Here is a 23,483-nt window from a genome sequence, read left to right as displayed (position 1 = left end):
CATCCACCCCGCGCGGAGTAGTCTGCGCCCGTCGCACGGAGGGACGGCGGGCGGATGAGCGAAGAGGCACCCGAGGGCACGTGGCCGCATCGCGTGCTGGAGCTGAGGATCCACGGCATCAAGAACACGCCGCCGACCGAGATCCTCGGGCGGGAGCAGAGCGAGCTGCGGCAGACGCAGGGCGACGAGAACGGCGGGTTCTGGTGGGCGCCCGATCAGGACCAGGCGGACCGCGACCCGGACGATCCGCCCGGCACTGCCGACCCGTCGGTGCCGCCGGAGGGGGTGCGCACCGAGGCGTACTCGTGGGGGCGGCTCGCCCGCTACGGCTCCGGGCCCCTCCTGTTCATCGGGCAGCTCTTCGTGCAGCTGGCCTGGCTGCTGCTGGCGCCGTTCGGCCTGGCGAACACCGCCTACTGGACCCGGCGCATCCCGACCCAGCGACCCGGCGGCGAGTGGGATGCCGGGGTCGGCGGCGCGTCGCTGCGCATCTTCGCGCTCGGCCTGACCCTGCTCTACGTCTGCGCACTGGGCTCGGTGAGCCTCGACCTCGGGGTGCAGTGCGTCTCCGGCACGGCGTGCACCGCCCTCCCGAGCGCGGTCACCGGATTCTTCGGAACCGAGCCGCTGAGCTGGCGCGGTCCGCAGCTGTCGCTGCTGTCGCTCGTCCCGATCGCCGGCGTGCTCCTCCTCTTCGTGGTGTCCCGCCGCGCGCGGGTGCGGTACGAAGCGGCGATCTTCGACGCCGCCGACCGGATGGGCGGCCGCGGCGTCCAGCGGAAGGGGCGCCTCCGTCCGCTCGCCTCGGAGGGCTTCTGGCGGACGGCGCGGGTCGGCTCGCCGACCGAGCGCCTGCACCTCGCGGCCGCGTTCCTGCTGGTGGCACTGCTCCTCTCGTGGGACCGCATGTTCGCCGGCGTGGAGGAGTGCGCCAAGCTGCAGACGTTCGTCTCCGGGGAGTGCCTCGGCGGTGCGCTGCGCACCGGCGACGTGCTCGCCCTCATCGGCGGCATCGTCGCAGCAGCAGGGCTCGTCGTGACGATCGTGCTCGTCGGAGTGCTCGCCGAGACCACGAACACCGGCCGGGAGTCGGTGGACGAGTTCCTGCGCGACCGGCTCCGCCGGACCGGCACGGTCACCGGCTGGGTGCTCGCGGCAGCCGTCGTCGTTTACCTGTATGTGGGTGCGTCGCTGTGGTTCGGCGGCCAGTACGAGGTGCCGGGAACCGGTGCGTTCCTCGGCCTCGCGACCGCGCCGTCCATCATCCTGGGCGTTCTGCTGGCGATCTGCGTTTCGGCGCTCGGCTGGCGCCGGGGGGTCCCGCACTGGCTGTCGATCGTGCTCATGACGGGCGCCGGCCTCGCCTTCCTGGTCGGGGTCGCGCAGAACCCGCCGACGCAGGATGCGGACCCGGGTGCGCTGCGCCTGCCGCTCTTCCTGATCGCTGCGGTGCTCACGCTCGCGCAGCTCATCGTCGTCTGGTGGTGGCCGCGGTCGCGCCCGGGCCGGCGCGTCGGTCACCCGGAGCGCTTCCAGGCGGAGGGGTGGGCCGGCATGGGTCCCGGTGTGCTGATGCTCCTCGCGCTCGGCGCCGCCATGATCCTGTCCACCCTGCTCGTCCTCGGGGTGCAGGGCTGGCTCGTGAGCGGCTCCCCGCCGTGCGGCTGTGCGGCGCCGCCCCACGGTGTTCTCCGGCCCCCGATCGTCTACCACAACTTCGGCGACGTCCTCCCGTTCATCGCGATCGCCTTCGCGCTCGTCGTCACCGGGATGGCCCTCCCGCTGCTGCGCTGGATCCCGCTGCTCACCACGCCGCGCACGGTCGATGGACGCCGGCCCCTCCTCGAAGGGGTGGATTCGTACCAGTACGGCCGCATCCGCGCGAGCACGACCGCCGACCGCCTGGCGCTGAAGATCCTGCGCGCGCGGCGGCTGGCGGCCCTGGTGCATCGCGGTGAGCCCATCCTCGGAATCCTGGCCCTGCTGCTCACGATCGGGTTCGTGGTCGCGCTCGCCGTGTCGTACACGACGGTGTTCCGGGCGATCGACGGCCTGGTGGGGCCGGCTCTGACGGTGATCGCGGCCGCCATCCTGATCGTCGTCGTGGAGAACGCGCTGACGGCCAAGGAGCGCCCGATCAGCGTGATGTGGGACCTCATGTGCTTCCTGCCGCGCGCCGGGCATCCCTTCGGTCCGCCCTGCTACGCCGAGCGCGTCGTGCCCGAGGTGCGCGACCGGGTGACCGACTGGCTCACCCACGACCTGCAGCCGCCGGCCGACCTCGACCTCGCCGCACGGCTCGAATGGCGCGACCGTCAGGAGGAGCGGGCGCTCGCCGAGGAGCGGCCGTTCAGCGTGGTGCTGTCGGCGCACAGCCTCGGGGCGGTCCTGGCGGTCTCGACGCTCTTCACCCTGCGACCGGACGACGCGGACCGGCTGCGCAACGTCGGGCTCCTGACCTACGGCGCCCAGCTGCGCGTGTACTTCGGGCGCTTCTTTCCGGAGCTGTTCGGGCCGGACGCGCTCGGAACCCTGGGATCGCGACGTCCGCTGCTCGGCAAGGCCGACCCCTGGTTCACGCAGGTCGAGCTCGACCAGGACGGCGGGCGTGTGGTCGTCAGCGAATCGGACGCCGACGACCCGTCGCTGGTGGACCTGCTCACCCAGCCCGATGGATCCGTCGGCTGGATCAACCTGTGGCGCCGCACCGACTACCTGGGCTTCCCGATCAACAGCTACCGGCTCGACCGTGGCTTGCCCGACGACCTCGACCGGGGCGCCGACGAGTTCGGCCCGCCGCGCTACCTCGTGAAGGTGGCGACGCATCCCGACTACCAGTCCGCGCCGCAGTACCGGGTGGCGCTGCTGGACGTCATCGAGCGCATCCGGTAGCCGGACGACGATACGCCGGGGCACCGCGGGGAGGTACCCCTTGCGGGCTCGCGGGCCCCGGCGTTGTGTGTGCCGCATGACCGATTCGCGCGATGCACAGGAACCGGTCACCGGCCACGACCCCACCAACGGGCTGGCCGGCGACCTCGAGGGTGACGACGGCGGCGCCGTCCAGCCCACGGCGGACAGGGACGTCATCCAGGACGTGATCCCGGATCTCGACGACGCCCGCCGGACGGACGAGGATGCGGACTCCGCGACCTCGTACAGCGAAGAGGGCCAGCCGTAGGGCTGCCGGGAAGGAGCGAAGCATGAGCGACACCAGCGGACTGCCGAACACCGACGCCGAGGGCGTGCCCGCCGAGGACAAGCCGGAGCGCTTCGAGGAGGGCGCCGAGCGCGACGCCCAGGCCGCCGAGCCGGCCGAGACGGAGGCGGGCCAGTCGGGCGACGTCAGCGCGCCGGGCGAGACCGGCATCGCGCCCGAGGGCGCGGAGGACGTCACCGCGAACAGCGGCCAGAACCCGGCCGGCGACACCGGAACCGACCAGGCCGAACCGCCGCCCGCCGACTTCGACCCCGCCGATCAGCCGTCGAACCCCGACCTCGTCGGGCACAGCGAGCCTCCGGACTGATCGACCCACCGACCCACCGGCCTCGCGCCGGTGCCGTGGCGACCCCGCTCTCCTCATCCCAGAGCGGGGTCGCTGCGTGTCCGGATGCGAGGCGGCCGCGCGTCGGGCGATTCAGCGCGGCGGCCGGCCCGCCAGCCACCCGGCGCCCGCCACCACGCCGACGACGCAGAGGGCGGCGCCGACACCGAGCACCGGTGCGTCACCACCGGTGCGGGGGAGGATCAGGCCGACCACGACCAGGAAGACGCCGACGTTCAGCAGCACGGCGGCGACCCAGCCGAGCGCCGTGCGCAGCGTCGCGTTCATCTCCGGGTATCGTAGCCCGGCGACTACTCCCCGTCGATCAGCTCGAGCAGGCGCTTCGTCTCGCGGGCGATGTCGTCGTGGTCGTTCTGCGACGCCCGGCTCTCCAGCGAGATGACCGCGCAGCGGTGCACCTTCGTGAAGTCGCCGTAGGGGAAGCTGAACCGCCCCTTCGTCTCCTCGCTCTTGTCCGGGTCCTCGCCGAGATGCCAGAGCGCGTAGTCGTCCCAGCCGTTCTTCTCGATGTAACGGTTCTCGTCGTCCGCGCTCGGGGCGTGCTCGCTCCAGTCGTCGCGCTGGTCGTGCACGACCTTGCCCTGCTCGACCAGCTTCCTGGCGTGCTCCAGCGCCTTCTTGTTGAGGCGGACGCTCATGCCTCTCCCTGGTTGCCGGTGGCCGCGGTCTCCGCGTCGAGCGACTCGTTGATGAGGGAGGCGACGAGCATCCGCCAGTCCGACCCCTCGTGGAGCGTCTCGGCGTATCCGGGAGGCACCGCGCCGAAGACCGGCTCGTGCTCTTCGCCCTCCACGGCGACGCGGACCAGCGTCCCGAGCTCGGCGTGCGACTCGTCGAGGACGACCCACACTCCCGGCGACTTCTTCTCCACGTGGAAGATGCGGTCGCGGTACGGGTACCGCACGCTGGACATCTCGAGCTCGCTCGCCGACATGGCGACTCCTCTCCCTGGGCCGTCGCCCCTATGGAACGCCACAGCGCGGAGCTTGGCAAGAGGCTTGTCGTGCGGGGCGCTCAGGCCGAGCGTCGGCCGCTGAGCACGCCGTCGATGCGGTCCAGGAGGTCGGCCGGGTCGTCGAACACCGAGACCGCGCCGGCCTCGAGCAGCTCCGACGGGCCGACGCCGCCGGACAGCACCCCGGCAGAGCGGACGTGCGCGCGGGCGGCGGCCATCATGTCCCACACCGAGTCTCCGACGAAGAGGGCGTCCGACGGGTCCGACTGCGCGCGCTGCAGCGCGACTTCGATGATGCCGGGCTCCGGCTTCGCGGTCTCGACGTCGTCGGCGTTGGTCGTCGCGTGGATCGCATCGTCGGCATCCAGTGCCTTCATCAGCAGTTCCAGCTCGTCCTCAGGAGCCGAGGTGGCGAGCACCACCCGGATGCCGCGGGACGAGAGCTCGCGCAGCAGGTCCGCGGCACGGTCGAAGGCGCGCAGCCGCCCCGCCTGCTCGACGTAGTAGCGCGAGTGCAGGTCCTTCGCGCGGCCGATCCAGTCCTCGTCCCGCTCGCCCACCAGCTGCTCGAGCAACCGCGCCGAGTCCTGGCCGATGGCTCGATGGATGCGCCAGGAGTCCACCGGGGTGCCCATCTCGGCGAACGCCCGGCTCCAAGCGTCGACGTGGAGGAAGTTGGAGTCGACCAGGGTTCCGTCGACGTCGAAGAGCACTGCGGAGATCGTCATGGCTCCACGACTACCACCCCTTGCGCGCACCAGGCATGGGGTGCACCGTTCCGGGCATGGCTGATCACTCGTATCCGGAACTCACCGACCCCCGCACCGCCATCGTCACCGGCTCCGACTCCGGCATCGGCCGTGCCACCGCGGTCGCACTCGCGCAGGCGGGCATGGACGTCGGCATCACCTGGCACTCCGACGAGGAGGGCGCGGAGGAGACCGCCCGTCTCGTCCGCGAGGCCCGCCGCCGCGCTGTCGTCGCGCAGCTCGACACCACCGACGCCCCCGCGTGCGGCGACGTCGTCGACCGCATCGCCGACGAGCTCGGCGGCTGCGACGTCTTCGTCAACAACGCCGGCCTCAACGGCGGCACGCCCTTCTTCGAGACCGACTGGGAGACCTGGCGGAAGACCGTCTGCGCCGACCTCGACGGCGCGTTCGTGTGCATCCAGCGCATGGCTCGGCGCATGGTGGATGCGGGACGCGGCGGCCGCATCATCGGCGTCACCAGCGTGCACGAGCACCAGCCCCGCGTCGGTTCGGCCGCGTACGACGCCGCGAAGCACGGCCTCGGCGGGCTGCTGAAGACGCTGGCCCTGGAGCTGGGCGAGTACGGCATCACCGCGAACGCGGTCGCACCGGGCGAGATCTCGACGCCGATGAACGACGCCGAGGACGAGGACCCGCGCGAGGTGCACCGTCCGGGCGTCCCGCTCGGCCGCCCCGGCGACGCCCGCGAGATCGCCTCGGTGATCGCGTTCCTCGCGTCGCCCGCCGCGTCGTACGTCACCGGCGCCTCCTGGGCGGTCGACGGCGGGATGCTGCAGATGGGTCCGCAGGCGGGCTCGCACCTGACCTCCGACGACTGGCGGCGCCTCTGAACGGTCGCCGCTGACTATCGCGCGGAGCCCGCGGGTGCTGGGATGGCAGCATCACCGCCCCCGCCGACTCCCCTCCGACGCTCCGGGGGCGGTGTGGGCATCCCCCGGCTCAGCCAATCAGCGACACCGCGCGCGCGATCACGAGCGCGAGCAGGAGGAAGCCCGCGAACGACTCCAGCGCCATCAGCAGCTTCGCCCGGTGGGTGAGCGGCATCGTGTCCGTCGGGCTGAACGCCATCGAGTTCGACAGCGAGAAGTAGAAGTAGTCGATGTAGTTCGGCACCCAGTCGGCCTGCTTGCTGGAGCCGCGGGCCACCTCGACGACCGCGTCGTGGTCCTCGTCCTGCGGGAAGCGGAAGTCGGCCAGTGCCAGCTTCGGGCGCGGGACGGTCGCGCGGGCCACCGGTCCGCCCCGGTCGAGCACCCAGAACACCAGCGCGAACGCGATCACGTTCGTGAGCCACACCTGCAGCGACGCCAGCAGCAGTTCATAGCCGTTGCCGCGCTTGTTGAGCAGCCGGATGACGGTCTCCGCGAAGGCGACCTGGTTGGCCACCAGGATGAACAGCGACAGCCCGATCTCAGCCCGGCGGGACCACCGGGACTCGCGGGTGAGATGGTGCGGGTTGTAGATCACCAGCGCGACGATCATCAGCAGGCAGATGCCGACGACGGCGTACCGCTCGATCAGCGGAACGACGCTGGGAAGGAGCGCGTACGCGGCCAGCGCCACCACGGTGGCGATCACCGCGGGCCAGCGGTGCTCCGGCTGGGCGCGCCGCGCCTCCTTCTCGGTCTCGGTGTCGCTCACACCGGGAACAGTACAGCGGTATCCGTCAGTTGAAGATCGCCCACTCCGAGCGGTCGAGTCTGGCGCGATTGCCGTTGATCACGAGGTACCACGAGTTCTCGTCGCGGTGCAGGTACTCCGCGAGGATGGTCGTGTACTTCCACTCGCCGGACACCAGCGACCAGCGGATCAGCGAGATGAGCTGGCCCTGGCGCAGGTACGGGACCGCGACGAAGTCGTCTTGACGATGGGGCTCCGGCACCGCGTGCCGAGCACCCGCCCGCTGCGTGCTCATGCTGCACTGTAACTCCGCCGCAGGGCCGCGGGATATACCCCCGTTTCCCGTCGGCGTGAAGCGGCGCGGTCTCAGTCGGCGGTCGCGGACGTCACCAGCTCCCGCACGGACCGCACGGGCGCGATCGTGCGGTTCTGCGCGGACTCGTACGCGGCGAGGATGATGCCGAGCACCTCGATCCCCTCCTTCTGCGTGTGGAGGGGCCGGGTGCCGTCCAGGATGCTGCGCGCGAAGTGCGCGATCTCCTCGCCGAACTCGTGCACCGGCTCCAGTTCGTATACCGTCGGCTCGCTGTCGCCGCGGGCACGGAAGGCGAGGGAGGTGCCGTCGCTGGTCAGGCTGCCGCGCTCGCCGACCGCGGAGAACTTCTCCGTCCCGTCCGCGGGCTCATACGCCCAGCTGGTGACGAGGCTGCCGAGGACGCCGTTGTCGAAGCGCACCAGCACCTGCGCCGAGTCCTCGCCCTCCATGAACGTCAGACGGTGCGTCGCCAGCATGGCGGTGACCTCCACCGGCGACCCGCCGGCCAGGTGCAGCAGCAGATACGTGGGGTGGTAGCCGGTGTCGATCAGCTCGCCGCCGCCGCTGGTCGAGGCGTGCGCACGCCATCCCATGTTCGACGGGTCGAAGTCGTTGAAGAAGCTGTCGGTGGTGCGCACCTCGTAGAGCCGCCCGAGGGCGCCCTCCTCGATGAGCTTCTTCGCCTGGGCGACGGCAGGGAGGAACAGCTGGTTGTGCGCGCACATCAGCGTGACGCCGGACTCGGCGACCGCCGCATCCACCTCGGCTGCCTCTTCGGGGGTGAGGCAGAGCGGCTTCTCGCACAGGACGTGCTTGCCGGCCCGGGCGGCGGCGACGATGGCGTCCTTGTGCAGGTGGTGCGGGAGGCAGATGTCGACGGCGTCGATCTCGGCCTCCGCGAGCATGGTGGTGTAGTCGGCGTAGATGGCGGCGCCGCTGTCGCCGGCGCGGCGCTCGGCCGCTTCGCGGACCGGGTCCGCGACCGCGGCGAACGTGACGGTCTCCGGGTTGCGGAGGTAGCCCGCGACGTGGGCGCCGGCGATGCCTCCGGCTCCGATCAGCCCGATGCGGACGGTGTTGGTGGGCATGACGATGTGCTCCTTGAAGGAAGAGAGGAAGAAAGAGGAGGGGCCGGTCAGGCGACCGGGACGGGGGAGAGCGCGACCGCGCGGCCGCTCGCTGCGGACTCGTTCGCGGCGACGACCATCCGGGTCAGCTCGACGGCGTGACGCAGGTTGTCGTCGGCGGTCGTGCCGTCGTGGATGTGCTGCACCCACTGCGCGAACGGACCCGGTCGCCGGTCGGGCAGGGGGATCTCCTGCCACCCGTCGCCGAACGCACCGCCCTTGGCGAGTAGGCGCTCGCCGCGGAAGCCGAACATCAGGCTGCCGGCGGTGCCGCGCAGTTCGACGGTGAACGCTCCCGGCGTGGTGACGACGCTCGCCTCGAAGACGCCGAGGCGTCCGCCGGGGAACTCGGCGGTGACCACCGCGTTGTCCTCGACCGGCCGCCCGGTCACGCTGCCGTAGCTCGCCGAGATGCTCAGCGGCTCGGCGCGGTGGAACAGGCGCGTGAGGTAGGCCGGGTGGCAGCCGAGGTCCGTCAGCGCACCACCGATCGCGGCCGCCGGGTCGCCGAACCGGTCGGGCAGCCAGCGGGCCACCCACCCGTCATGCGCGAGCCGGACCCGCGAGTAGGTCAGCTCGCCCAGCGTCCCCTCGTCGAGGATGCGCTCGATCGCGACCGTGTAGTCGTCCGAGAGCCGGGGGAGCGACACCACGAGGGCGACGCCGGCCTGCCGGGCCAGCTCCACGAGCTCCTCGGACTCCGTGACGGTGGGGGCGAGGATCTTCTCGGTGAAGACGTGCTTGCCGGCGGCGATGGCGCGGCCGATGACGTCGCGGTGCTGGTCGGTGGCGGTGGTGACGGTCACGGCGTCGAGTTCCGGACGGGCGAGCAGCTCGTCGAGGTCGGCGACGAACTCCACGCCGAACTCGTCGGCGGCCGCACGGCCGCGCTGCTCGTCGTCGTCCCAGACGGCGACCAGGGTGGTGTCGGGATGCTGCTGGACGTTGCGCGCGTAGTCGCCCGCGTGTACGTGCCAGAAGCCGATCGCTGCGACAGCGAGTGGGTGGGACATGCCTGTCGAGGCCTCCTTGCCAGGGTTACGGTGCGCGCGAACTTCGAAAGCGTACCTTCTGCTCCGGAGCAGTCGGAAGACCTGTGGCCGAATTTCTGCAATCGTTCCCAGATTCGGCATGATCGTCCTGTGAGCAGCGCGACGATCCGCCTCGACGGCGACGACTGGACCATCCGCGAAGCACTCGGCGACACAGCCGAGTGGTACCTGGGCGCACCGCTCCCGGAGGCGGGCAACAACGTGGCCGAGGCGTCGGCGGCGATCGCCGCGGCGCCCGGCTGGCTGCCCGCGCGGGTTCCGGGAGCCGTCATCGACGACCTGCACCGGGCGGGCGAGGTGCCCGACCCGCGCGTCGGCCGCAACAGCCGCGCGTCCGAGTGGGTGGCGGAACGCTCCTGGGTCTACCGGCGCGCGGTCGACCTCGATGCGTCCGCGAGCGACGGGGTCCGCGACGGCGTCGGCGTCGGCGTGCTCGAGTTCGACGGCATCGACCCCGGAGCCGACGTGTACTGGGACGGCGAGGCCCTCGGCTCGGTCCACGGCCTCTACCAGCGCGGCCGGTTCGTGCTGACGCCCGAGCAGCGCTCGCCCGGGCGCCACAAGCTGGCGCTTCGCGTGCATCCCGCCCCGGCCTCCGAGCCGCAGGTCGGCCGAACGGAGCGGGTGCGCGTCCACACGCCCCGCCTCGGCTACGGCTGGGACTTCTCCCCGCGCCTCCGCCACCAGGGCGTCTGGAAGAGCGCGCGCCTCCGCGTCGCCCGCGCCCTCCTGGGCGACGTGACCGTGAGCGCGCGGGTCGCCGAGGCGGGCGAGGCGCCCGCGCCGCGGTCGAGTGGTGAGTGGATGCGCGAATCCGCGTCGGGTGGCGACGAGATGTCACGACTCGATCCGACCGCGGCGCACGAGCGAGACGGCGTGGTCGACGTCTCGTGGGAGGCACCGCTCGCCGCGAGACCGGATGCCGCCCTCGGCGTGACGGTCACGGTCACGCGCGAAGGGCGCACCGTCGCCCAGCAGCGGGTGGATGCGGCGGCCGGCACCGCGAGCCTGCGCATCCCGCAGCCCGAGCTGTGGTGGCCCAATACGGTCGGCCCGCAGCCGCTCTACGCGGTCACGGTCGCACTGTCGGACGCCGCGGGCGAGACGGATCGAACCGCGCGGGAGGTCGGGTTCCGCACGGCGGAGCTGGTGCCGAACGAGGGTGCCCCGGCGGGCGCGCTCGGCTACACGGCCGTCGTCAACGGCGTCGTCGTGCCCCTGCTCGGCTGGAACTGGACCCCGGCCGACACCCTGTTCGGCTCGATCGACCCGGCGAAGGTCGAGCACCTGCTCGCGCTGGCGGCCGCGTCGGGCGCGCGCCTCATCCGTGTCTGGGGCGGCGGCCTCATCGAGTCAGAGCACTTCTACGCCACGTGCGACCGCCTCGGACTGCTCGTCTGGCAGGAGTTCTCCCAGTCGAGCTCCGGGATGCAGAGCGCGCCCAGCACGGATCCCGACTTCGTCGCGCTCATGCGCGCCGAGGCGGAGGCGCTGGCGCCCACGCGCATCCACCACCCGTCCTTGCTGCTCTGGGGCGGCGGCAACGAGCTCGACGACGGCGGCGTCCCGCTCAGCGACGACCGGTCGCCGGTGCTCGCCGCGCTCTCCGCGACCGTCGCCACGCTCGATCCCGGCCGCGGCTGGCTGCCCACGTCGCCGACGGGACCCGAGTTCCACAACCGGCTCGACCGCATCCACGCCAACCCGGAGGGGCAGCACGACGTGCACGGACCTTGGGAGCATCAAGGGCTGGTCGGCCAGTACACGCTCGCGAACGCCGGAACGAGCCTCGCGCACACCGAGTTCGGCGTCGAGGGGATGACGAACCTGCGCTCGCTGACGGCGCTCGTCCCCGAGGCCGAACGCTGGCCCGCCGACCGCACCAACCCGGTGTACCGGCACCTCGGCGAGTGGTGGAACAACGCCGACCAGGTCGTCGAGCTGTTCGGCGGACGGCCGGACGACCTCGCCACCCTCAACCGGGCGTCCCAGCTGCTCCAGGCGACCGGGCTGCAGTACGCGGTGGAGGCGGACCGCCGCCGGTTCCCGCGCTGCAGCATGGTCTTGCCATGGCAGCTGAACGAGAGTTTCCCGAACGCGTGGTGCACGACCGCGGTGGACTTCCGCGGCGACCCCAAGCCGGCGTTCTTCGCCGTGGCGCGGGCCTTCGAGCGACGCCGGGCAACCCTGCGGGTGGAGCGGGCCGTGTGGGGCGGCCAGTCCGTCGCGGCGGCGGAGGTCTGGCTGTGGGCGGAGGATGCGGTGGTCGAGGGCTCGACGGTCACGGTGCGGGCGGTCGCTCTCGACGGAACGGTGATCGCCGAGCGGGTGCTCGGTGCGCCGACGGTCGGCCGCCCGGCGGCCGTCGGGAGCCTCGAGGTGGCGGTGGATGCGCTGCCCGCCGTCTTCCTGTGGGAGGCGGACTGGCGGGATGCCGAGGGGCGCGTCATCGACCGCGAACGCACGGTCGCGACCACGACGGAAAACTTCGCGGCGCTGCTCGACGTCCCGGCCCCGCTGCTCGCGGTGACCCGCGGTGCGGACGGCGCGGTGCGCATCGGGAACGAGGGCGACGTGGCGGCGCTGACGCTGCGGGTTGTGGACGCTCGTCCCGTGGAGGCCGAGCCAGGGGGCGCGAGATCCGCGGTGGGGCGCCCCGTCGGCGCGCCGGGGGCGCCCATCCTGAGCGTCTCCGGCGACCCGCGCCCGCTGCTGCCCGGCGAGGAGCGCTGCCTAGCCGCGACGCCCGGTGTGCCGGTAAGGCTGGAATCGTGGAACGCGGAGCCGGTCGACCTGCCGTGACGAGCGACGCCGTGACGCGTCTCCACGTCACCCGTTCTGGTGTGACCGCAATAGAGCCGCCACACCGGGAGCGTTCACGATCCGTTCAGAACGGGGTGGTGTGATAGCCCCGTGAAGACGCGAATCGCGGAATACCCGCGGCCGGACCACTTCCTGCTCCACATCAGCGACACGCATCTGCTGGCGGGGGGCGAGCGGCTCTACGGCACCGTCGACAGCGAGCAGCACCTCCGGGCGCTGCTGCAGGAGGTGGAGTCCTCGGGCGGCCGTCCTGACGCCATCGTGTTCACCGGCGACCTCGCCGACCGCGGGCAGCCCGACGCGTACGCGCGGCTCCGCGCGCTGGTCGACCCGGCGGCGGAGCGGATGGGCGCCCGCGTCATCTGGGTGATGGGCAACCACGACGACCGGGCGGCGTTCCGGCAGGGGCTGCGCGACGAGAACGCGGTGACCGCGCCCGTCGACGACGTCGTGTGGATCGGCGGCCTGCGCGTCATCGTCCTCGACTCGACCGTGCCCGGCCACCACTACGGCGACGTGAGCGAGTCGCAGCTCGACTGGCTCGCCGCCGAGCTCGCCATGCCGGCGCCCGAGGGGACCATCCTCGCGATGCACCACCCGCCCATCCCGAGCGTGCTCGATCTGGCCGTGTCGGTGGAGCTGCGGGACCAGTCCCAGCTGCGCGAGGTGCTCGAGGGCAGCGACGTGCGCAGCATCATCGCGGGGCACCTGCACTACTCGTCGACGGCCATGTTCGCTGGGATCCCGGTGTCGGTGGCGTCGGCCAGCTGCTACACGCAGGACCTCAACGTGCCGGTGGGCGGCACCCGCGGTCGCGACGGCGCGCTGTCGTTCAACCTGGTGCACGTCTACCCGAACACGGTGCTCCACTCGGTCGTGCCGCTCGGCCACTACCCGACGCTCGACTACGTGGACGCCGAGGAGTCGGCGCGCCGCCTGGCCGCCGACGGCATCCGCATCCCCCCGGCCGCCGGCCGCGAGGCCCCCACGGAGCCCGTCCGCATCCTGGCCTGACCCCGCTCCTGTCGCGCCCGCGCCAGGGCCGAGATTTGTGCCAAATCGTGGTTATGCGCGCGCCATAACCGAGATTTGGCACAAATCGTGGACCCCGGGCGGCGCAGAGGGTCAGGGGAGCGGGCGCTCCCACGGGGCGGGGAACGGGAAGTAGCGCTCCAGGAAGTCCGTCACCACGCGCGTGCGCTCAGCGGCGTCGATCTCGGGCTTCGAGCCGTCGTTGAGGCAGAACATGTCCTGGTCGCGCTTCTTCAGCAGGCGGCGCATCATGTCAGGCGCCTGCCGCAGCGTCGTCTCGATGTAGAGCACCTTCGCCTGCGTCTGCGTCACGGCGCGTCCGGTCATCAGCGCGTAGTAGTGGTACAGCGAGTTCGTGACCGAGATGTCCGTCGCCGAGCGGAACGGGCTGCCCGCCGTGCGGCGGAAGTCCTCGGGAAATTCGCGCTCCATCTCCTGCAGCACGCTCACCCGCAGGGGCGCTGCGCAGTGCTCGAGGTGCCGCGTGGTGACCGCCCCGAAGCGCTCCCACAGCAGCCGCCGGTTGACGCGCGCGGCGTTCTCGAACCCGCTGCGGGCCGGGTCGGTCTCGCCGAGGCCGATGCGCGTTCCGGCCTCCACGAACTTCGTCACACCGCCGGGCGAGAAGAAGATGTCGGGCGAGAGCGGCCGCCCGATGAACATGTCGTCGTTCGAGTACAGGAAGTGCTCCGACAGGCCCGGGATGTGGTGCAGCTGGCTCTCGACGGCGTGCGAGTTGTGGGTCGGCAGGGTGGACGTGTCGGCGAAGAAGTCCTCGCTTCGCATGATGTGGATGCGCGGATGCTCGGCATCCAGCCACGGCGGCACCGGTGAGTCGGTGGCGATGTAGATGTTGCGGATCCACGGGGCGAACATGTGGATGCTGCGCAGCGCGTACTTGAGCTCGTCGATCTGCCGGTAGCGCGCCTCGTTGTCGTCGCCCTCGCCGACGACGTAGGCCGCCATCCGCGCGGCCCGCTGCCGCTGGTACTCGCTGTCGGAGCCGTCCACCCACGAGAAGACGATGTCGATGTCGAAGGCGACGTCGCTCGCGAGCGGGTCGAACATGTGCTGGAGGGTGCGCCAGCGGCGCCCGTACAACTCGACCTCGGCCTCGACGGCCTCGCTCCGCGGCAGGCGCGGCCGCATCAGGGCGTTCTCGCGCGGTGCGGTGATCTCGTCGTCGCCGAAGCGCCAGAACTCGAGCTGGAAGGCCGTGTCGGCGCCGTACCGCAGGCGGCCGATGGGCTCCAGCCGCGGACGGTACAGGCGGATGATGTCGGCCTTGCGGCGGGAGAGGCGGCCGTCTGCGATGAGCAGGTCCTCGCCGTGCGCGCCGCCCTCGGGGTCGATGCCGCGGGCGTAGAACGGCTCGTCGGCGAAGGCCGCCGCGAGCGCCGCGGTGACCTCCTTGCGCTTGCGCCGGTCGAGGGCGACGATCAAGCGGTTGTCGTCGTCACGAACCAGCAGGTACTCGAGCCCCGCGTCGTCGAGCGCGTCGCGCACGGCGAGCAGGTCCTCGATCATCGACTCCCGCGGGGTGAACGGTCCGGACACCAGGGTGTACAGCCCTTTGCGGTGCACGATGTCGTCGCGGGTGAACCGGCGCGCGCCGATGCCGGGGTCGCTGGTGACGACGACGGGCTCGGGCTGGTCGGACAGGGATGCGGGAGGAAGCTCAGCCATACAGGGACCACTCTAGGCTGCTTCTCCGTCCGCGCCGTCCCCCGGTCGGGGTGGCCCCCGCAGCGCCGTGCGCGGCGCGGGAGCCGCCGCTCAGCCGAGCAGCTCGCGCACGGTCGCGAGCAGTAGCGCCCGCGCCTCCGGGGTCACGAGCCACGGTGCGAATCCGTCGGCCGCCAGGAAGAACGTCGCGCGCGCGGCGGGGGCGATGCTCCCGTCGGCCAGCCGCGACCCGGCCGGGGTGACGCCGATGACGGAGCGGCCGGACTCGGGGTCGTGCGCCACGACCGCTGCGTCCTCCGGCGGGTCGGCGACGGTCAGCTTCGACCGGCCGCGGTACACGACGACGTCGCCGTCGAGCCCGGCGGCGGCGGGATGGTCGGCGCCGGCGATGCGGATGCGGTCGAGCGAGAGCGGAACGGCCGCCGCGGTCGCCAGCCCGAGCGGCACCAGGTGTCCCCAGGCGAGCAGCGGGACCGGGCGCGACGCGGCTGCCCGGGCCGTCTCCTCGGTCGCGCCACGTGTCACGATGAGCAGGTCGGCGGCGGGGTCGTCGCCGAGGTGGGCGCGCATCCCGGACCGTCCGAGGAACTCGACCAGCTCGCGGTCGCCCGGCGCCGGGTTCGGGCCGGTCAGGACGGCGACCGTGGCGCCGGTGCCGTGCGTCCGCGTCCCGACGACGCCGAGGCGTTCGAGCGCGCGATCGACCAGCGCGAGCACGGCGGCGCGGGCGACGTCCGCGTACTCGGCCTCCAGCAGGCGGAGCGCGGTGCTGAGCTCCTCGATCGCGTCGGCAGGGTCAGCGCCGTCCCGGGAGCCGCCCAGCACCCGGCACGCCAGGACGCCCGCGGCGCCGGTCGCGCGCGCCGCGTCGATCCACGGTCCCAGCTGTGCTGCCAGGTCGACGGGGGTGGATGCGCTGGGCGCCGTCTCCGCGAGGCCCCGGAGCAGCGTGGCAGCGTCGTCCCAGCGCTCCGCGGCGACGGCGTCGTCGAGCCGCGGCCAGCGCGGGGCGCCCGGGGGCCACGCGCTGCACGCATCCACCAGGGTCCGCAGCCCGGCCGCGTCCCCGTCGTCATCACCGGCGACGGCCCGGTACGCGCGATCGGCAGCAGCCGAGGGATCGTACGCCGACGGGTCGGCCGCCCACTCCGCCACGGTGTGCAGCGCGAAGCGGGAGGGCGCCGCCTCCACCATCGGATTGGCGACGATGCCGACCAGCCCGGGCCCGGCCTCGCGCCCGGTCAGCGGCCCGAGGAACACGCGGGACCGGTCGAAGTCGTTCACCGGGAAGTTGTCCCACAGCACCAGGTCGCGTCCGAAGGCGGCGGCCGCCCTGGCGATGTCGTCGGACGTCACGCGCCCGACGACGATGTCGGCCCCCGTCCACAGCACCCGCGCATCCCGGGGCAGGGTCCGGTCCAGGCCGATCCGGTACGGCGTCCGTTCGAGCCCCGCGTAGTCGGTCGGGCAGAACAGCACGGGCTCGTGGATCCCGGCCGGCCGCAGGAACGACCGCTCGAACCGCGCCGCCACCGCGCCGTGCTGCCGCCCGAGGAGCTCCGGCTCCTCCATCGGAACGTCGTCGAAGAGCAGGGCGAACGACCGGATGCCGGCGTCGAGCAGCTGCCGGCACTTCGCCGCCAGCGCCTCGTGGTCCGCGTCGTCGTCGAACCGCATGTCGAGGCCGGGGGAGACCGAGTACACGAGGCGGACGCCCCGCTCGTCGGCAGCACGTCCCAGGCGAGCGAGCTCGGCCAGCCGGTCGGCGGGATACGGCTCCCGCCAGCGCTCCCGGTGCCACGGGTCGTCCTTGGGCGCGTACAGGTAGTGGTCGAGCCCGAGGGCTCCGGCGCGGTCGAACCAGGCGAGCCGGTCGGCGTGCGACCACGGCTCGCCGTAGAAGCCCTCGACCACCCCGCGCCAGGCGAGGCCGCTCACCGGCCGCCGCCGTGCCACGACGACCAGAGCTCGGCGTAGGCCCCGCCGGCGGCCACCAGTTCGTCGTGGCTGCCCAGCTCCTCGATCTCGCCGTCGCGCACCACCGCGATGCGGTCCGCGTCGTGCGCGGTGTGGAGCCGGTGTGCGATGGCGACCACGGTCCGCCCCTCGAGCACGCGGTTCATGGCGCGCTCCAGGTCGCGGGCGGCGGTCGGGTCGAGCAGGGAGGTCGCCTCGTCCAGGATCAGCGTGTGCGGGTCGAGCAGCACCAGCCGCGCGAGGGCGAGCTGCTGCGCCTGTGCCGGAGTGAGGACGACACCGCCCGAGCCCACGACCGTGTCGAGGCCCTTCGGCATCGCGGCGACCCAGCGGAGCGCATCCACCACCCGGAGGGCGCGCGCGAGCTCGTCGCGTCCGGCGCCGGGCTTGGCGAGGGACAGGTTCTCGGCGATGGTGCCGACGAAGACGTGGTGCTCCTGCGTGACGAGCGCGACGTGGCTGCGCAGGTCGTCCAGCGGGAGGTCGACCAGCCGCACGCCGCCGACGGTGATCCGCCCGCCGGTCGGCTCGGTGATGCCCGCCATGAGACGGCCGAGCGTCGACTTGCCCGAGCCGGACGGCCCGACGATCGCCAGCCGCTCGCCGACGGCCAGGTCGAGGCTGACGCCGTGCAGCACCTCCGTGCCTTCGCGGTACGCGTAGCGCACGTCCTTCGCGACCACGTGCTCGTCCGCGGGCTGCTCGCCCGTCGCGTGCCGGTCCTCCGGAACGTCGGCGACGCCGATGATGCGCGACAGCGCGGTCGTGCCGACCTGGATCTCGTCCAGCCAGCTGATCAGTTCGTCGACCGGCGACACGAGCTGCATGGCGTAGAGCGCGACCGCCGTGACCGCGCCGATGCCGGCGACGCCCTGGCCGACCAGGAACGCGCCCCAGGCGAGCACCACGATGACCGGCAGCAGGAACGCGATGTCGGTGCTCGGGAAGAACCAGGACCGCAGCCACAGCGTGTACCACTCGGAGTCGCGGCGCTCGCGGAGGGCCGCGTCGATCTTGGCCCGCTGCGCCGGCGCCAGGCTGAGCGCCTCGATGGTGCGGACGCCGTCCACGGTCTCGCTGATGGTCCCGCCGAGCGTGGCGTAGGAGGCGAGCTGCCGCTGGTAGCCCGGCCCGGACCGCTTGAGGTACCAGCGCGCGGCGACGATCAGGATCGGGACGCCGGCGAACATCGCAACAGCAACGGCCGGGTTCACCAGGAATGCCGCGACCACGGTCAGCACGGCTGTCACCCCGGCGACGAGGATGCGCGGCACCCCGAACCGCACGGTCTGGGCGACCGACTGGATGTCGTTGGTGGTCCGCGCGAGCAGGTCGCCGGTCCCCGCCGCCTCCACGGTCGAGAGCGGGAGGCGCGCGACGGTGGCGAGGAACTCTTCGCGGAGCTGCGCGAACACGCCCTCGCCGAGCACCATCGACTGCCGCTGCGCGAAGCGGATCAGCACCGCCTGGCAGACGATGGCGCCGAGCAGGATGAGCGCGATCGTGTCGATGCCGGTGCTGGTGAGGGTGTGCCCGGTGATCCCGTCGATGATGAGGCCGATCAGCGCGGGACCCGCGAGTCCGGCGACCGCCGCGAGGGTGTGCAGGAGCAGGACGACGGAGAGCCCGCCGCGGTGCTGGCGGATGAGCCGCGCGCCGGTGGCCCGGACGGTCGCGGTGCTAGCGATCGGAAGCAGCATCGTCGGTTCCCTTCGTGGGGGTGGAGTCCGGAGTCGCCCGCTTCTTCGCGGCCCGCTTCGCCTTCTTCTCCTTCTTGTCCTTCTTCTTCGTGCCCGCGCGCGTGCCGCCGTCCGGCCGCTGGGCGGTCACGGGATGCGTCGCCGTCCAGAGCGCGTCGATGGAGCCGGTCCACGCGGCGTCGAGCTCTTCGCCGTCCGCGGGCTCGGCCGCGCTGATCGTGCGCGAGACGATGGCGCGGTAGAGGTCGCCGAGGTCGTCCTCCTGCCGCAGCAGGGTCTGGTGGTCGCCGGTCCCCACCACCCGTCCGCGGCGGACGACCGCGATGGTGTCCATCCGGTCGAGGAGGAGCGGACTGGCGGTCACGACGACCGTCGTCCGTCCATCCCGCGCTTCGCGGAGCCGCTCGGCGATCTGCGACTCGGTGTGCGCATCCACCGCACTGGTCGGCTCGATCAGCACGAGCACCTCCGCGTCGGTGAGCAGCGCCCGGGCGAGGCTGAGCCGCTGGCGCTGACCGCCCGAGAAGGTACGGCCGCGCTCGGCGACCCGCTCGTGGACGCCGTCCGGCAGCGCCTCCACGGTCTCGGTCGCCGCGGCGGTGTCGAGGGCTGCGGACACCCGGCGGATGCGGCCCGTGTGCGTGTCGGTGTACTCGCGGTCCCGGATGGGCAGCGTGTCGAGCCCGTCGAGCAGCCGGCCGCCGAAGAGGTGCGGGTTGGCGTCGTTGACCACGATGCGCTCGCGCACCTCCTTCACCGGCACGCGCGTGTGGTCGACGCCGCCCCACAGCACCGGCGCCTCGCGGTGGACGGTGTCGTCGAAGCGGCCGAGCCGGGTCGCGATGGCCGCCGCTTCGTCGGGGTCGGCGTCCACGATCGCGGTGAAGCGGCCCGGCTCCACCACGACCCCGGAGGCGAGGTCTTCGATGGCGGAACCCCAGGCCGGGGCCTCAGCGGTCTCGTCCCGGTCGCGCGCCGCGGGCTGTGTGCGCAGCACGGACAGCACACGGCGGGCCGACACGACGCCGGCGGTGAACGTCTGGGCGGCCTCCACCGCCGTCCGCAGCGGGAGCACCAGGAACGTCGCGTACCCGTAGAAGGCCGTCAGCTGTCCGGGAGTGATGCTGCCCGCGACGGCGAGGTGCGCCCCGAACCAGACGATGAACACGAGGAAGGCGCCGGGCAGCAGCACCTGCAGGCCGTCCAGCCAGCTCTGCGTCTTCGCGACGCCGACGCCCGCGGCGCGCACGCGCTGCGACTGGCGGGCGTAGCGGTCGACGAACTCGTGCTCGCCGCCGATCCCGCGCAGCACACGCAGGCCCACGACGGTGTCGGCGCCGAGCGTGGTGAGCCCGCCGGACTCCTCGCGCCAGACGGACTGGCGGGTGCGCAGCGGACGCAGCAGCAGCGCGAGCACGAGCGCGACAGCCGGAACGCCGATGACCACGGCGAGCCCGAGCGGCAGGGATGCGTTGAGCATGATGATCGACACCGCGATGAACGCGACAACCCCGCCGCCGAGCCGGGCCGTGACGTCGAACATGGCGCCGAGCCGCAGGGAGTCGGTGTTGACGGTCGCGACGATCTCGCCGGACGACGTGGTCGCCGTGATCGCCGATCCCGTCTCCGCCGAGTGGTACCCGATCAGCCGCGCGACGCCGAGGGAGGAGCGCAGCCAGTTCGAGACGGCCATCCGGTGCCGCAGCATCCCGGTCACCGCCTGCACCACGGCGACGCCGAGCAGCGCCGCGCACCACAGCCACAGCCGGGCCGGATCTCCCGAGACGCCCTCGTCGACCGCCCGGCCGAGCAGGTAGGGCCAGATCGCCTGGCACAGCATCCAGACGACGCCGAAGAGCACGCCGGCGCCCAGGGTGAACGGCTGCCGGGCGGCCTGCCAGAGCAGGAAGCGCGGCACCGACGAGAGGTGCCGGTCGCTCGGCCGGGCCGCGGGGATGCGCGCACCGCGCGGCGGGCCCGACGGCGGACGGGAGGGGGATGGACGGGCAGCGCGCACGCTGGACACGGAGTGCTCCTGAGGGATCGAGCGGGAAGGGAGGAGGGAGTGAACGGACGGCGGGAACCCGGCGGCGGTTCAGCGTCCCGGCGGGGTCAGCGCCGCGACCGCTGCGGCATCGAGGGCGACCGCGGGGGCCTGCTTCAGCAGCAGCGTGAGCTGCGCCGCCGTCTCGAGCTCTTCGGCGAGGTCGATCGCCGCGTCGAGCGTGGCCGCCGCGACCACCGGTCCGTGGTTCGCGAGCAGCAGGACGGGGTGCCCGGGAGCGGCGGCGGCCACCCCCGAGGCGAGCTCGGCGCTTCCCGGCGGCGCGTAGGGGACGAGGGGCACGTCGCCCAACCGCATCACCCGGTAGGGCGTCAGCGGCGGGAGCGGCGCGAAGCCGTCGGGGGTCGGCGGCAGGCAGGCGATCGCCGTGGCGTACGGCGAGTGGAGGTGGACAACCGCCGTGGCCTCGGGATGCGCGGCGTACATGGCCGCGTGAAGGGGCAGTTCCTTGGTGGGCCGGGGGGTCCCGTCCTGATCGGCCGGCGTCGCGGCGAGCTGCTCCTCGGTGACCGAGCGGAGCGACGAGCCGGTCGGCGTGGCGATGATGCGGGCGCCGACGCGGACGCTCACGTTTCCGGAGCTTCCGGGCGACAGGCCTGCGCCCGACAGGTGGCGGCAGGCCCGCACGACGGCGGCGCGGGCGTCGGACTCGGTGCGGATGGCGGTCACGGCGCGACCTCCCAGGCGTCGTCGAAGAGTGCCGGGCCGCCGAAGTTGCCGGACTTCAGCAGCACCGCGATCGTGCGCTCCTCCCCGCCGGGCGCTGCGCTCGCCGCCACGGCCCAGGGCACGCCCGGCGCCGCCTGTGCGCCGATCCGTAGCCGGGCGATGCCCAGCCGCGCGGTCACGGCGCCGGACGTCTCGCCGCCCGCGATGAGCAGGTGGCTGTACCCGAACTCGTGGACCGCGACGGCGGCGAGTTCGGCGAGCGCACCCTCGAGCAGAGCGGCGGCACGAGCGGCGCCCAGCGCTTCCTGTGCGGCGGCCACCTCGGGCGAGGCGTGGATGAGGAGCGGCGATCGCCGGTCGTCGTGGGCGGCGAGCGCATCCCGGAGCCGGGCCAGTGCCGCGTCCGCATCGCGGTCGAGCTCGCGTGGATCGAGCACGTGGCGCTCGCCGCGGAACGCCGCGAGCTGAGCGCGCGTGGCCGCCGAGGCGCTCCCGGCGAGGATGAGCCGGCCGGTCACCGGGACCGACGGGAGCCCGGCCGCCCCACCGGCGACGCCGCTCTCCCGCATCTCGGCCCGGGCCAGCGCGGTGGCGACCCCGGCCCCGCCGCCCGCGAGGATCGGCGCGTCGGCCGCCCGCTCGCGCACGGCCGCGGCGATGAGGTCGAGATCCTGCTCGGTGAGCGCATCCACCAGGGTGTGCCCGTCGGCGATGGCGGCGGCGACCGTGGCCGAGCCGCGCTGGACGTCCTCCCAGCGCACGAGCCCGACCGGCGCGCGGGTCTGCGGTGCGAGCAGGCGGACGAGGTTGGAATCGCGCATCGGCGTGAGGGGGTGGTCGCGCATGGGCGACTCGGCGAGCGGCACGCCGTCCACGAACAGGACGCCCTGATACTGGGTGCGGCCGGCGCCGGGGGTGGCCGGCGTCCCCACCGATGCGGTCGCGCCGGCGACGTCCAGGAGCGCATCGGCGATCGGCCCGATGTTGCCGGAGGGCGTGGAGTCGAAGGTCGAGCAGTACTTCTGGTACAGCTGCGTGGCGCCGGCCGAGAGGAGCAGCCGGGCGGCGGCGGTGGATGCGTCGACCGCCTCCGCCACGGGTGCGGTGCGCACCTTGAGCGCGACGACCGCACATCCCGAGCCATCGCCGGGGAATACGGCGGCGTCGGCCGCGTCCGCCGACGCGGTGAGCAGCACGCTCGCAGGAAGTCCCGCCTCGGCGACGCGGCCCGCGAGATCGCAGGCGCCCGTGACGTCGTCGGCGACGGCGCCGAGTCGCATCACGAGACGTCGACCCCCGCGTCGCCGGCGGTGGAGAGCGCGTCCACCGTCTCGCCCGCGACGACGACCGTCGCCCCGATCTCGCGCAGCACGCGGAGGTCGTCCGGGTCGGCCCCGGCGTCGGTCACGATGATGTCGACGAGGTCCAGTCCGCCCACGCGGATGGGCGCACGCGCACCGAGCTTCGAGTGGTCCACGAGCAGCACCGTGGTGCGGGCGGCGCGGGCGAGCTCCTGCTTCAGTTCGGCGTCGAGTGCGTTGGCGCAGAGGATGCCGCTTCGGTCGACGGCGGTCGCGGACAGCACCGCCACATCCACCGAGTAGTCGGCGATCGTGCGCCGCGCGGCCGAGCCCGCGAAGCTGCGCGTCTCGTTCTGGTAGACGCCGCCGACGGCGACCAGCTCGACGTCGTCGCGCGCGATCGCCGCCTGGATGACGGGGACGGAGTGGCTGATGATCGTGGAGCCGGCGGGCAGCATCCCGGCGAGCGGTGCGACCGTCGTGCCCGCGTCGAGGGCGACCGTCACGGCGCCGTCGAGCAGCTGCAGGCACGCCTCGGCGATGGTGTGCTTCTCGCCGCTGCCGGTGACCGCGCGCTCGTCGAAGGGACGGCCGTGGCCGAGGTTCGGGAGGCTCGCGCCTCCGACGACGCGACGGGCCAGCCCCTCCGCCTCGAGCTGGCGCAGGTCGCGCCGGATGGTCATCTCGGAGACGCCCAGCTCGTCCGCGACGCGCGACGACGAGACGTAGCCTTCGGCCGAGAGCCGGCGGAGGAGCTCGTCGCGGCGGGCGGGGGCGTCGGTGTAGCGCACGCGTCCATCCAACCGGCTGCTCGGCGCGCT

General features: G+C 73.0%; 21 protein-coding genes. 6 read left to right on the top strand and 15 right to left on the bottom strand.

All coding sequences use genetic code 11. The features are described 5' to 3' along the window. The first annotated feature begins 54 nt into the window (after positions 1–54). The 3 genes from J2W45_RS12830 (at position 55) to J2W45_RS12820 (ending at position 3,527) form a co-directional block, all read left to right on the top strand. On the top strand, positions 55–2,892 hold the full coding sequence (locus J2W45_RS12830) for a hypothetical protein (RefSeq protein ID WP_310132457.1): 2,838 nt from the start codon (positions 55–57) through the stop codon (positions 2,890–2,892). A 76-nt stretch (positions 2,893–2,968) separates the two neighbouring features. Beyond that, positions 2,969–3,181, top strand: a complete 213-nt coding sequence (locus tag J2W45_RS12825) for a hypothetical protein (protein ID WP_310132455.1) — start codon at positions 2,969–2,971, stop codon at positions 3,179–3,181. Positions 3,182–3,203: 22 nt separating this feature from the next. After that, positions 3,204–3,527 carry a hypothetical protein gene (locus J2W45_RS12820; protein ID WP_310132453.1) on the top strand — a complete coding sequence of 108 codons (324 nt, stop codon included), beginning with the start codon at positions 3,204–3,206 and terminating at the stop codon, positions 3,525–3,527. A 111-nt stretch (positions 3,528–3,638) separates the two neighbouring features. Here the strand turns inward: J2W45_RS12820 and J2W45_RS12815 are convergent, their stop codons facing one another. The 4 genes from J2W45_RS12815 to J2W45_RS12800 all read right to left on the bottom strand — a co-directional run bounded on the left by J2W45_RS12815 (position 3,639) and on the right by J2W45_RS12800 (position 5,249). Then, positions 3,639–3,833 carry a hypothetical protein gene (locus J2W45_RS12815; protein WP_310132450.1) on the bottom strand — a complete coding sequence of 65 codons (195 nt, stop codon included), beginning with the start codon at positions 3,831–3,833 and terminating at the stop codon, positions 3,639–3,641. A 23-nt stretch (positions 3,834–3,856) separates the two neighbouring features. Then, positions 3,857–4,204: a hypothetical protein gene (locus J2W45_RS12810; protein ID WP_310132448.1), complete on the bottom strand. Its 348-nt coding sequence runs from the start codon at positions 4,202–4,204 to the stop codon at positions 3,857–3,859. Continuing rightward, on the bottom strand, positions 4,201–4,500 hold the full coding sequence (locus J2W45_RS12805) for a hypothetical protein (RefSeq protein WP_310132447.1): 300 nt from the start codon (positions 4,498–4,500) through the stop codon (positions 4,201–4,203). Before J2W45_RS12805 ends, J2W45_RS12810 begins: the two co-directional genes overlap by 4 nt. An 80-nt stretch (positions 4,501–4,580) precedes the next feature. Beyond that, on the bottom strand, positions 4,581–5,249 hold the full coding sequence (locus J2W45_RS12800) for an HAD family hydrolase (protein ID WP_310132445.1): 669 nt from the start codon (positions 5,247–5,249) through the stop codon (positions 4,581–4,583). Positions 5,250–5,305: 56 nt separating this feature from the next. Here J2W45_RS12800 and J2W45_RS12795 point away from each other — a divergent pair, with 56 nt between their 5' ends. Continuing rightward, positions 5,306–6,124, top strand: a complete 819-nt coding sequence (locus tag J2W45_RS12795; RefSeq protein ID WP_310132443.1) for an SDR family oxidoreductase — start codon at positions 5,306–5,308, stop codon at positions 6,122–6,124. Positions 6,125–6,233: 109 nt separating this feature from the next. Here J2W45_RS12795 and J2W45_RS12790 read toward each other — a convergent pair whose 3' ends face one another. The 4 genes from J2W45_RS12790 to J2W45_RS12775 form a co-directional block, all read right to left on the bottom strand. Continuing rightward, a complete protein-coding gene (locus J2W45_RS12790) occupies positions 6,234–6,935 on the bottom strand; it encodes a hypothetical protein (RefSeq protein ID WP_310132441.1) in 702 nt (233 codons plus the stop codon). Between the two features lie 25 nt (positions 6,936–6,960). Next, positions 6,961–7,209: a hypothetical protein gene (locus J2W45_RS12785; RefSeq protein ID WP_310132439.1), complete on the bottom strand. Its 249-nt coding sequence runs from the start codon at positions 7,207–7,209 to the stop codon at positions 6,961–6,963. 71 nt (positions 7,210–7,280) lie between these two features. Continuing rightward, complete coding sequence (locus J2W45_RS12780; RefSeq protein ID WP_310132436.1) at positions 7,281–8,318, bottom strand: Gfo/Idh/MocA family protein; 1,038 nt, start codon at positions 8,316–8,318, stop codon at positions 7,281–7,283. Between the two features lie 47 nt (positions 8,319–8,365). Further along, positions 8,366–9,370 (bottom strand): Gfo/Idh/MocA family protein, encoded by a 1,005-nt coding sequence (locus tag J2W45_RS12775; protein ID WP_310132434.1) that lies wholly within the window; start codon positions 9,368–9,370, stop codon positions 8,366–8,368. A gap of 129 nt (positions 9,371–9,499) precedes the next feature. Here J2W45_RS12775 and J2W45_RS12770 point away from each other — a divergent pair, with 129 nt between their 5' ends. Together J2W45_RS12770 and J2W45_RS12765 are read left to right on the top strand one after the other, a co-directional pair. Further along, positions 9,500–12,211 (top strand): glycosyl hydrolase 2 galactose-binding domain-containing protein, encoded by a 2,712-nt coding sequence (locus J2W45_RS12770; protein ID WP_310132432.1) that lies wholly within the window; start codon positions 9,500–9,502, stop codon positions 12,209–12,211. Between the two features lie 111 nt (positions 12,212–12,322). Continuing rightward, entirely contained in the window at positions 12,323–13,246 is a 924-nt protein-coding gene (locus J2W45_RS12765; RefSeq protein WP_310132431.1) for a phosphodiesterase, read from the top strand. A gap of 111 nt (positions 13,247–13,357) precedes the next feature. On the opposite strand, the gene J2W45_RS12760 is transcribed toward J2W45_RS12765, so the two are convergent. From J2W45_RS12760 to J2W45_RS12730, 7 genes are all read right to left on the bottom strand, one after another. Beyond that, entirely contained in the window at positions 13,358–14,950 is a 1,593-nt protein-coding gene (locus J2W45_RS12760; protein WP_310132429.1) for a stealth family protein, read from the bottom strand. 90 nt (positions 14,951–15,040) lie between these two features. Next, positions 15,041–16,888: a protein O-GlcNAcase gene (locus J2W45_RS12755; RefSeq protein ID WP_310132426.1), complete on the bottom strand. Its 1,848-nt coding sequence runs from the start codon at positions 16,886–16,888 to the stop codon at positions 15,041–15,043. Then, entirely contained in the window at positions 16,885–18,627 is a 1,743-nt protein-coding gene (locus J2W45_RS12750; protein WP_310132423.1) for an ABC transporter ATP-binding protein, read from the bottom strand. Before J2W45_RS12750 ends, J2W45_RS12755 begins: the two co-directional genes overlap by 4 nt. Further along, entirely contained in the window at positions 18,608–20,653 is a 2,046-nt protein-coding gene (locus J2W45_RS12745; protein ID WP_310132420.1) for an ABC transporter ATP-binding protein, read from the bottom strand. The genes J2W45_RS12750 and J2W45_RS12745 overlap by 20 nt, the downstream gene beginning before the upstream one ends. Positions 20,654–20,722: 69 nt before the next feature. Continuing rightward, positions 20,723–21,361 carry a class II aldolase/adducin family protein gene (locus tag J2W45_RS12740; protein ID WP_310132417.1) on the bottom strand — a complete coding sequence of 213 codons (639 nt, stop codon included), beginning with the start codon at positions 21,359–21,361 and terminating at the stop codon, positions 20,723–20,725. Then, the gene (gene otnK / locus J2W45_RS12735) at positions 21,358–22,641 is read right to left on the bottom strand and encodes a 3-oxo-tetronate kinase (protein ID WP_310132416.1); all 1,284 of its coding nucleotides are present in this window, start codon (positions 22,639–22,641) and stop codon (positions 21,358–21,360) included. The genes J2W45_RS12740 and otnK overlap by 4 nt, the downstream gene beginning before the upstream one ends. Then, positions 22,641–23,453, bottom strand: coding sequence for a DeoR/GlpR family DNA-binding transcription regulator (locus tag J2W45_RS12730; RefSeq protein WP_310132414.1), 813 nt, complete (start codon positions 23,451–23,453; stop codon positions 22,641–22,643). The genes otnK and J2W45_RS12730 overlap by 1 nt, the downstream gene beginning before the upstream one ends. Positions 23,454–23,483 lie beyond the last annotated feature (30 nt).

Source organism: Leifsonia shinshuensis, assembly GCF_031456835.1.
Classification (GTDB): Bacteria; Actinomycetota; Actinomycetes; order Actinomycetales; family Microbacteriaceae; genus Leifsonia; species Leifsonia shinshuensis_C.
The sequence above is the reverse complement of the archived record's forward strand: the minus strand, read 5'-3'. Positions and strand labels throughout refer to the sequence as shown.

Bases quoted from the DNA above. Each gene is read 5' to 3' on its own strand.
- J2W45_RS12830 (WP_310132457.1), top strand. From the start codon at position 55: ATGAGCGAAGAGGCACCCGAGGGCACGTGGCCGCATCGCGTGCTGGAG.
- J2W45_RS12825 (WP_310132455.1), top strand. From the start codon at position 2,969: ATGACCGATTCGCGCGATGCACAGGAACCGGTCACCGGCCACGACCCC.
- J2W45_RS12820 (WP_310132453.1), top strand. From the start codon at position 3,204: ATGAGCGACACCAGCGGACTGCCGAACACCGACGCCGAGGGCGTGCCC.
- J2W45_RS12815 (WP_310132450.1), bottom strand. From the start codon at position 3,833: ATGAACGCGACGCTGCGCACGGCGCTCGGCTGGGTCGCCGCCGTGCTG.
- J2W45_RS12810 (WP_310132448.1), bottom strand. From the start codon at position 4,204: ATGAGCGTCCGCCTCAACAAGAAGGCGCTGGAGCACGCCAGGAAGCTG.
- J2W45_RS12805 (WP_310132447.1), bottom strand. From the start codon at position 4,500: ATGTCGGCGAGCGAGCTCGAGATGTCCAGCGTGCGGTACCCGTACCGC.
- J2W45_RS12800 (WP_310132445.1), bottom strand. From the start codon at position 5,249: ATGACGATCTCCGCAGTGCTCTTCGACGTCGACGGAACCCTGGTCGAC.
- J2W45_RS12795 (WP_310132443.1), top strand. From the start codon at position 5,306: ATGGCTGATCACTCGTATCCGGAACTCACCGACCCCCGCACCGCCATC.
- J2W45_RS12785 (WP_310132439.1), bottom strand. From the start codon at position 7,209: ATGAGCACGCAGCGGGCGGGTGCTCGGCACGCGGTGCCGGAGCCCCAT.
- J2W45_RS12780 (WP_310132436.1), bottom strand. From the start codon at position 8,318: ATGCCCACCAACACCGTCCGCATCGGGCTGATCGGAGCCGGAGGCATC.
- J2W45_RS12775 (WP_310132434.1), bottom strand. From the start codon at position 9,370: ATGTCCCACCCACTCGCTGTCGCAGCGATCGGCTTCTGGCACGTACAC.
- J2W45_RS12760 (WP_310132429.1), bottom strand. From the start codon at position 14,950: ATGGCTGAGCTTCCTCCCGCATCCCTGTCCGACCAGCCCGAGCCCGTC.
- J2W45_RS12750 (WP_310132423.1), bottom strand. From the start codon at position 18,627: ATGCTGCTTCCGATCGCTAGCACCGCGACCGTCCGGGCCACCGGCGCG.
- otnK (WP_310132416.1), bottom strand. From the start codon at position 22,641: ATGCGACTCGGCGCCGTCGCCGACGACGTCACGGGCGCCTGCGATCTC.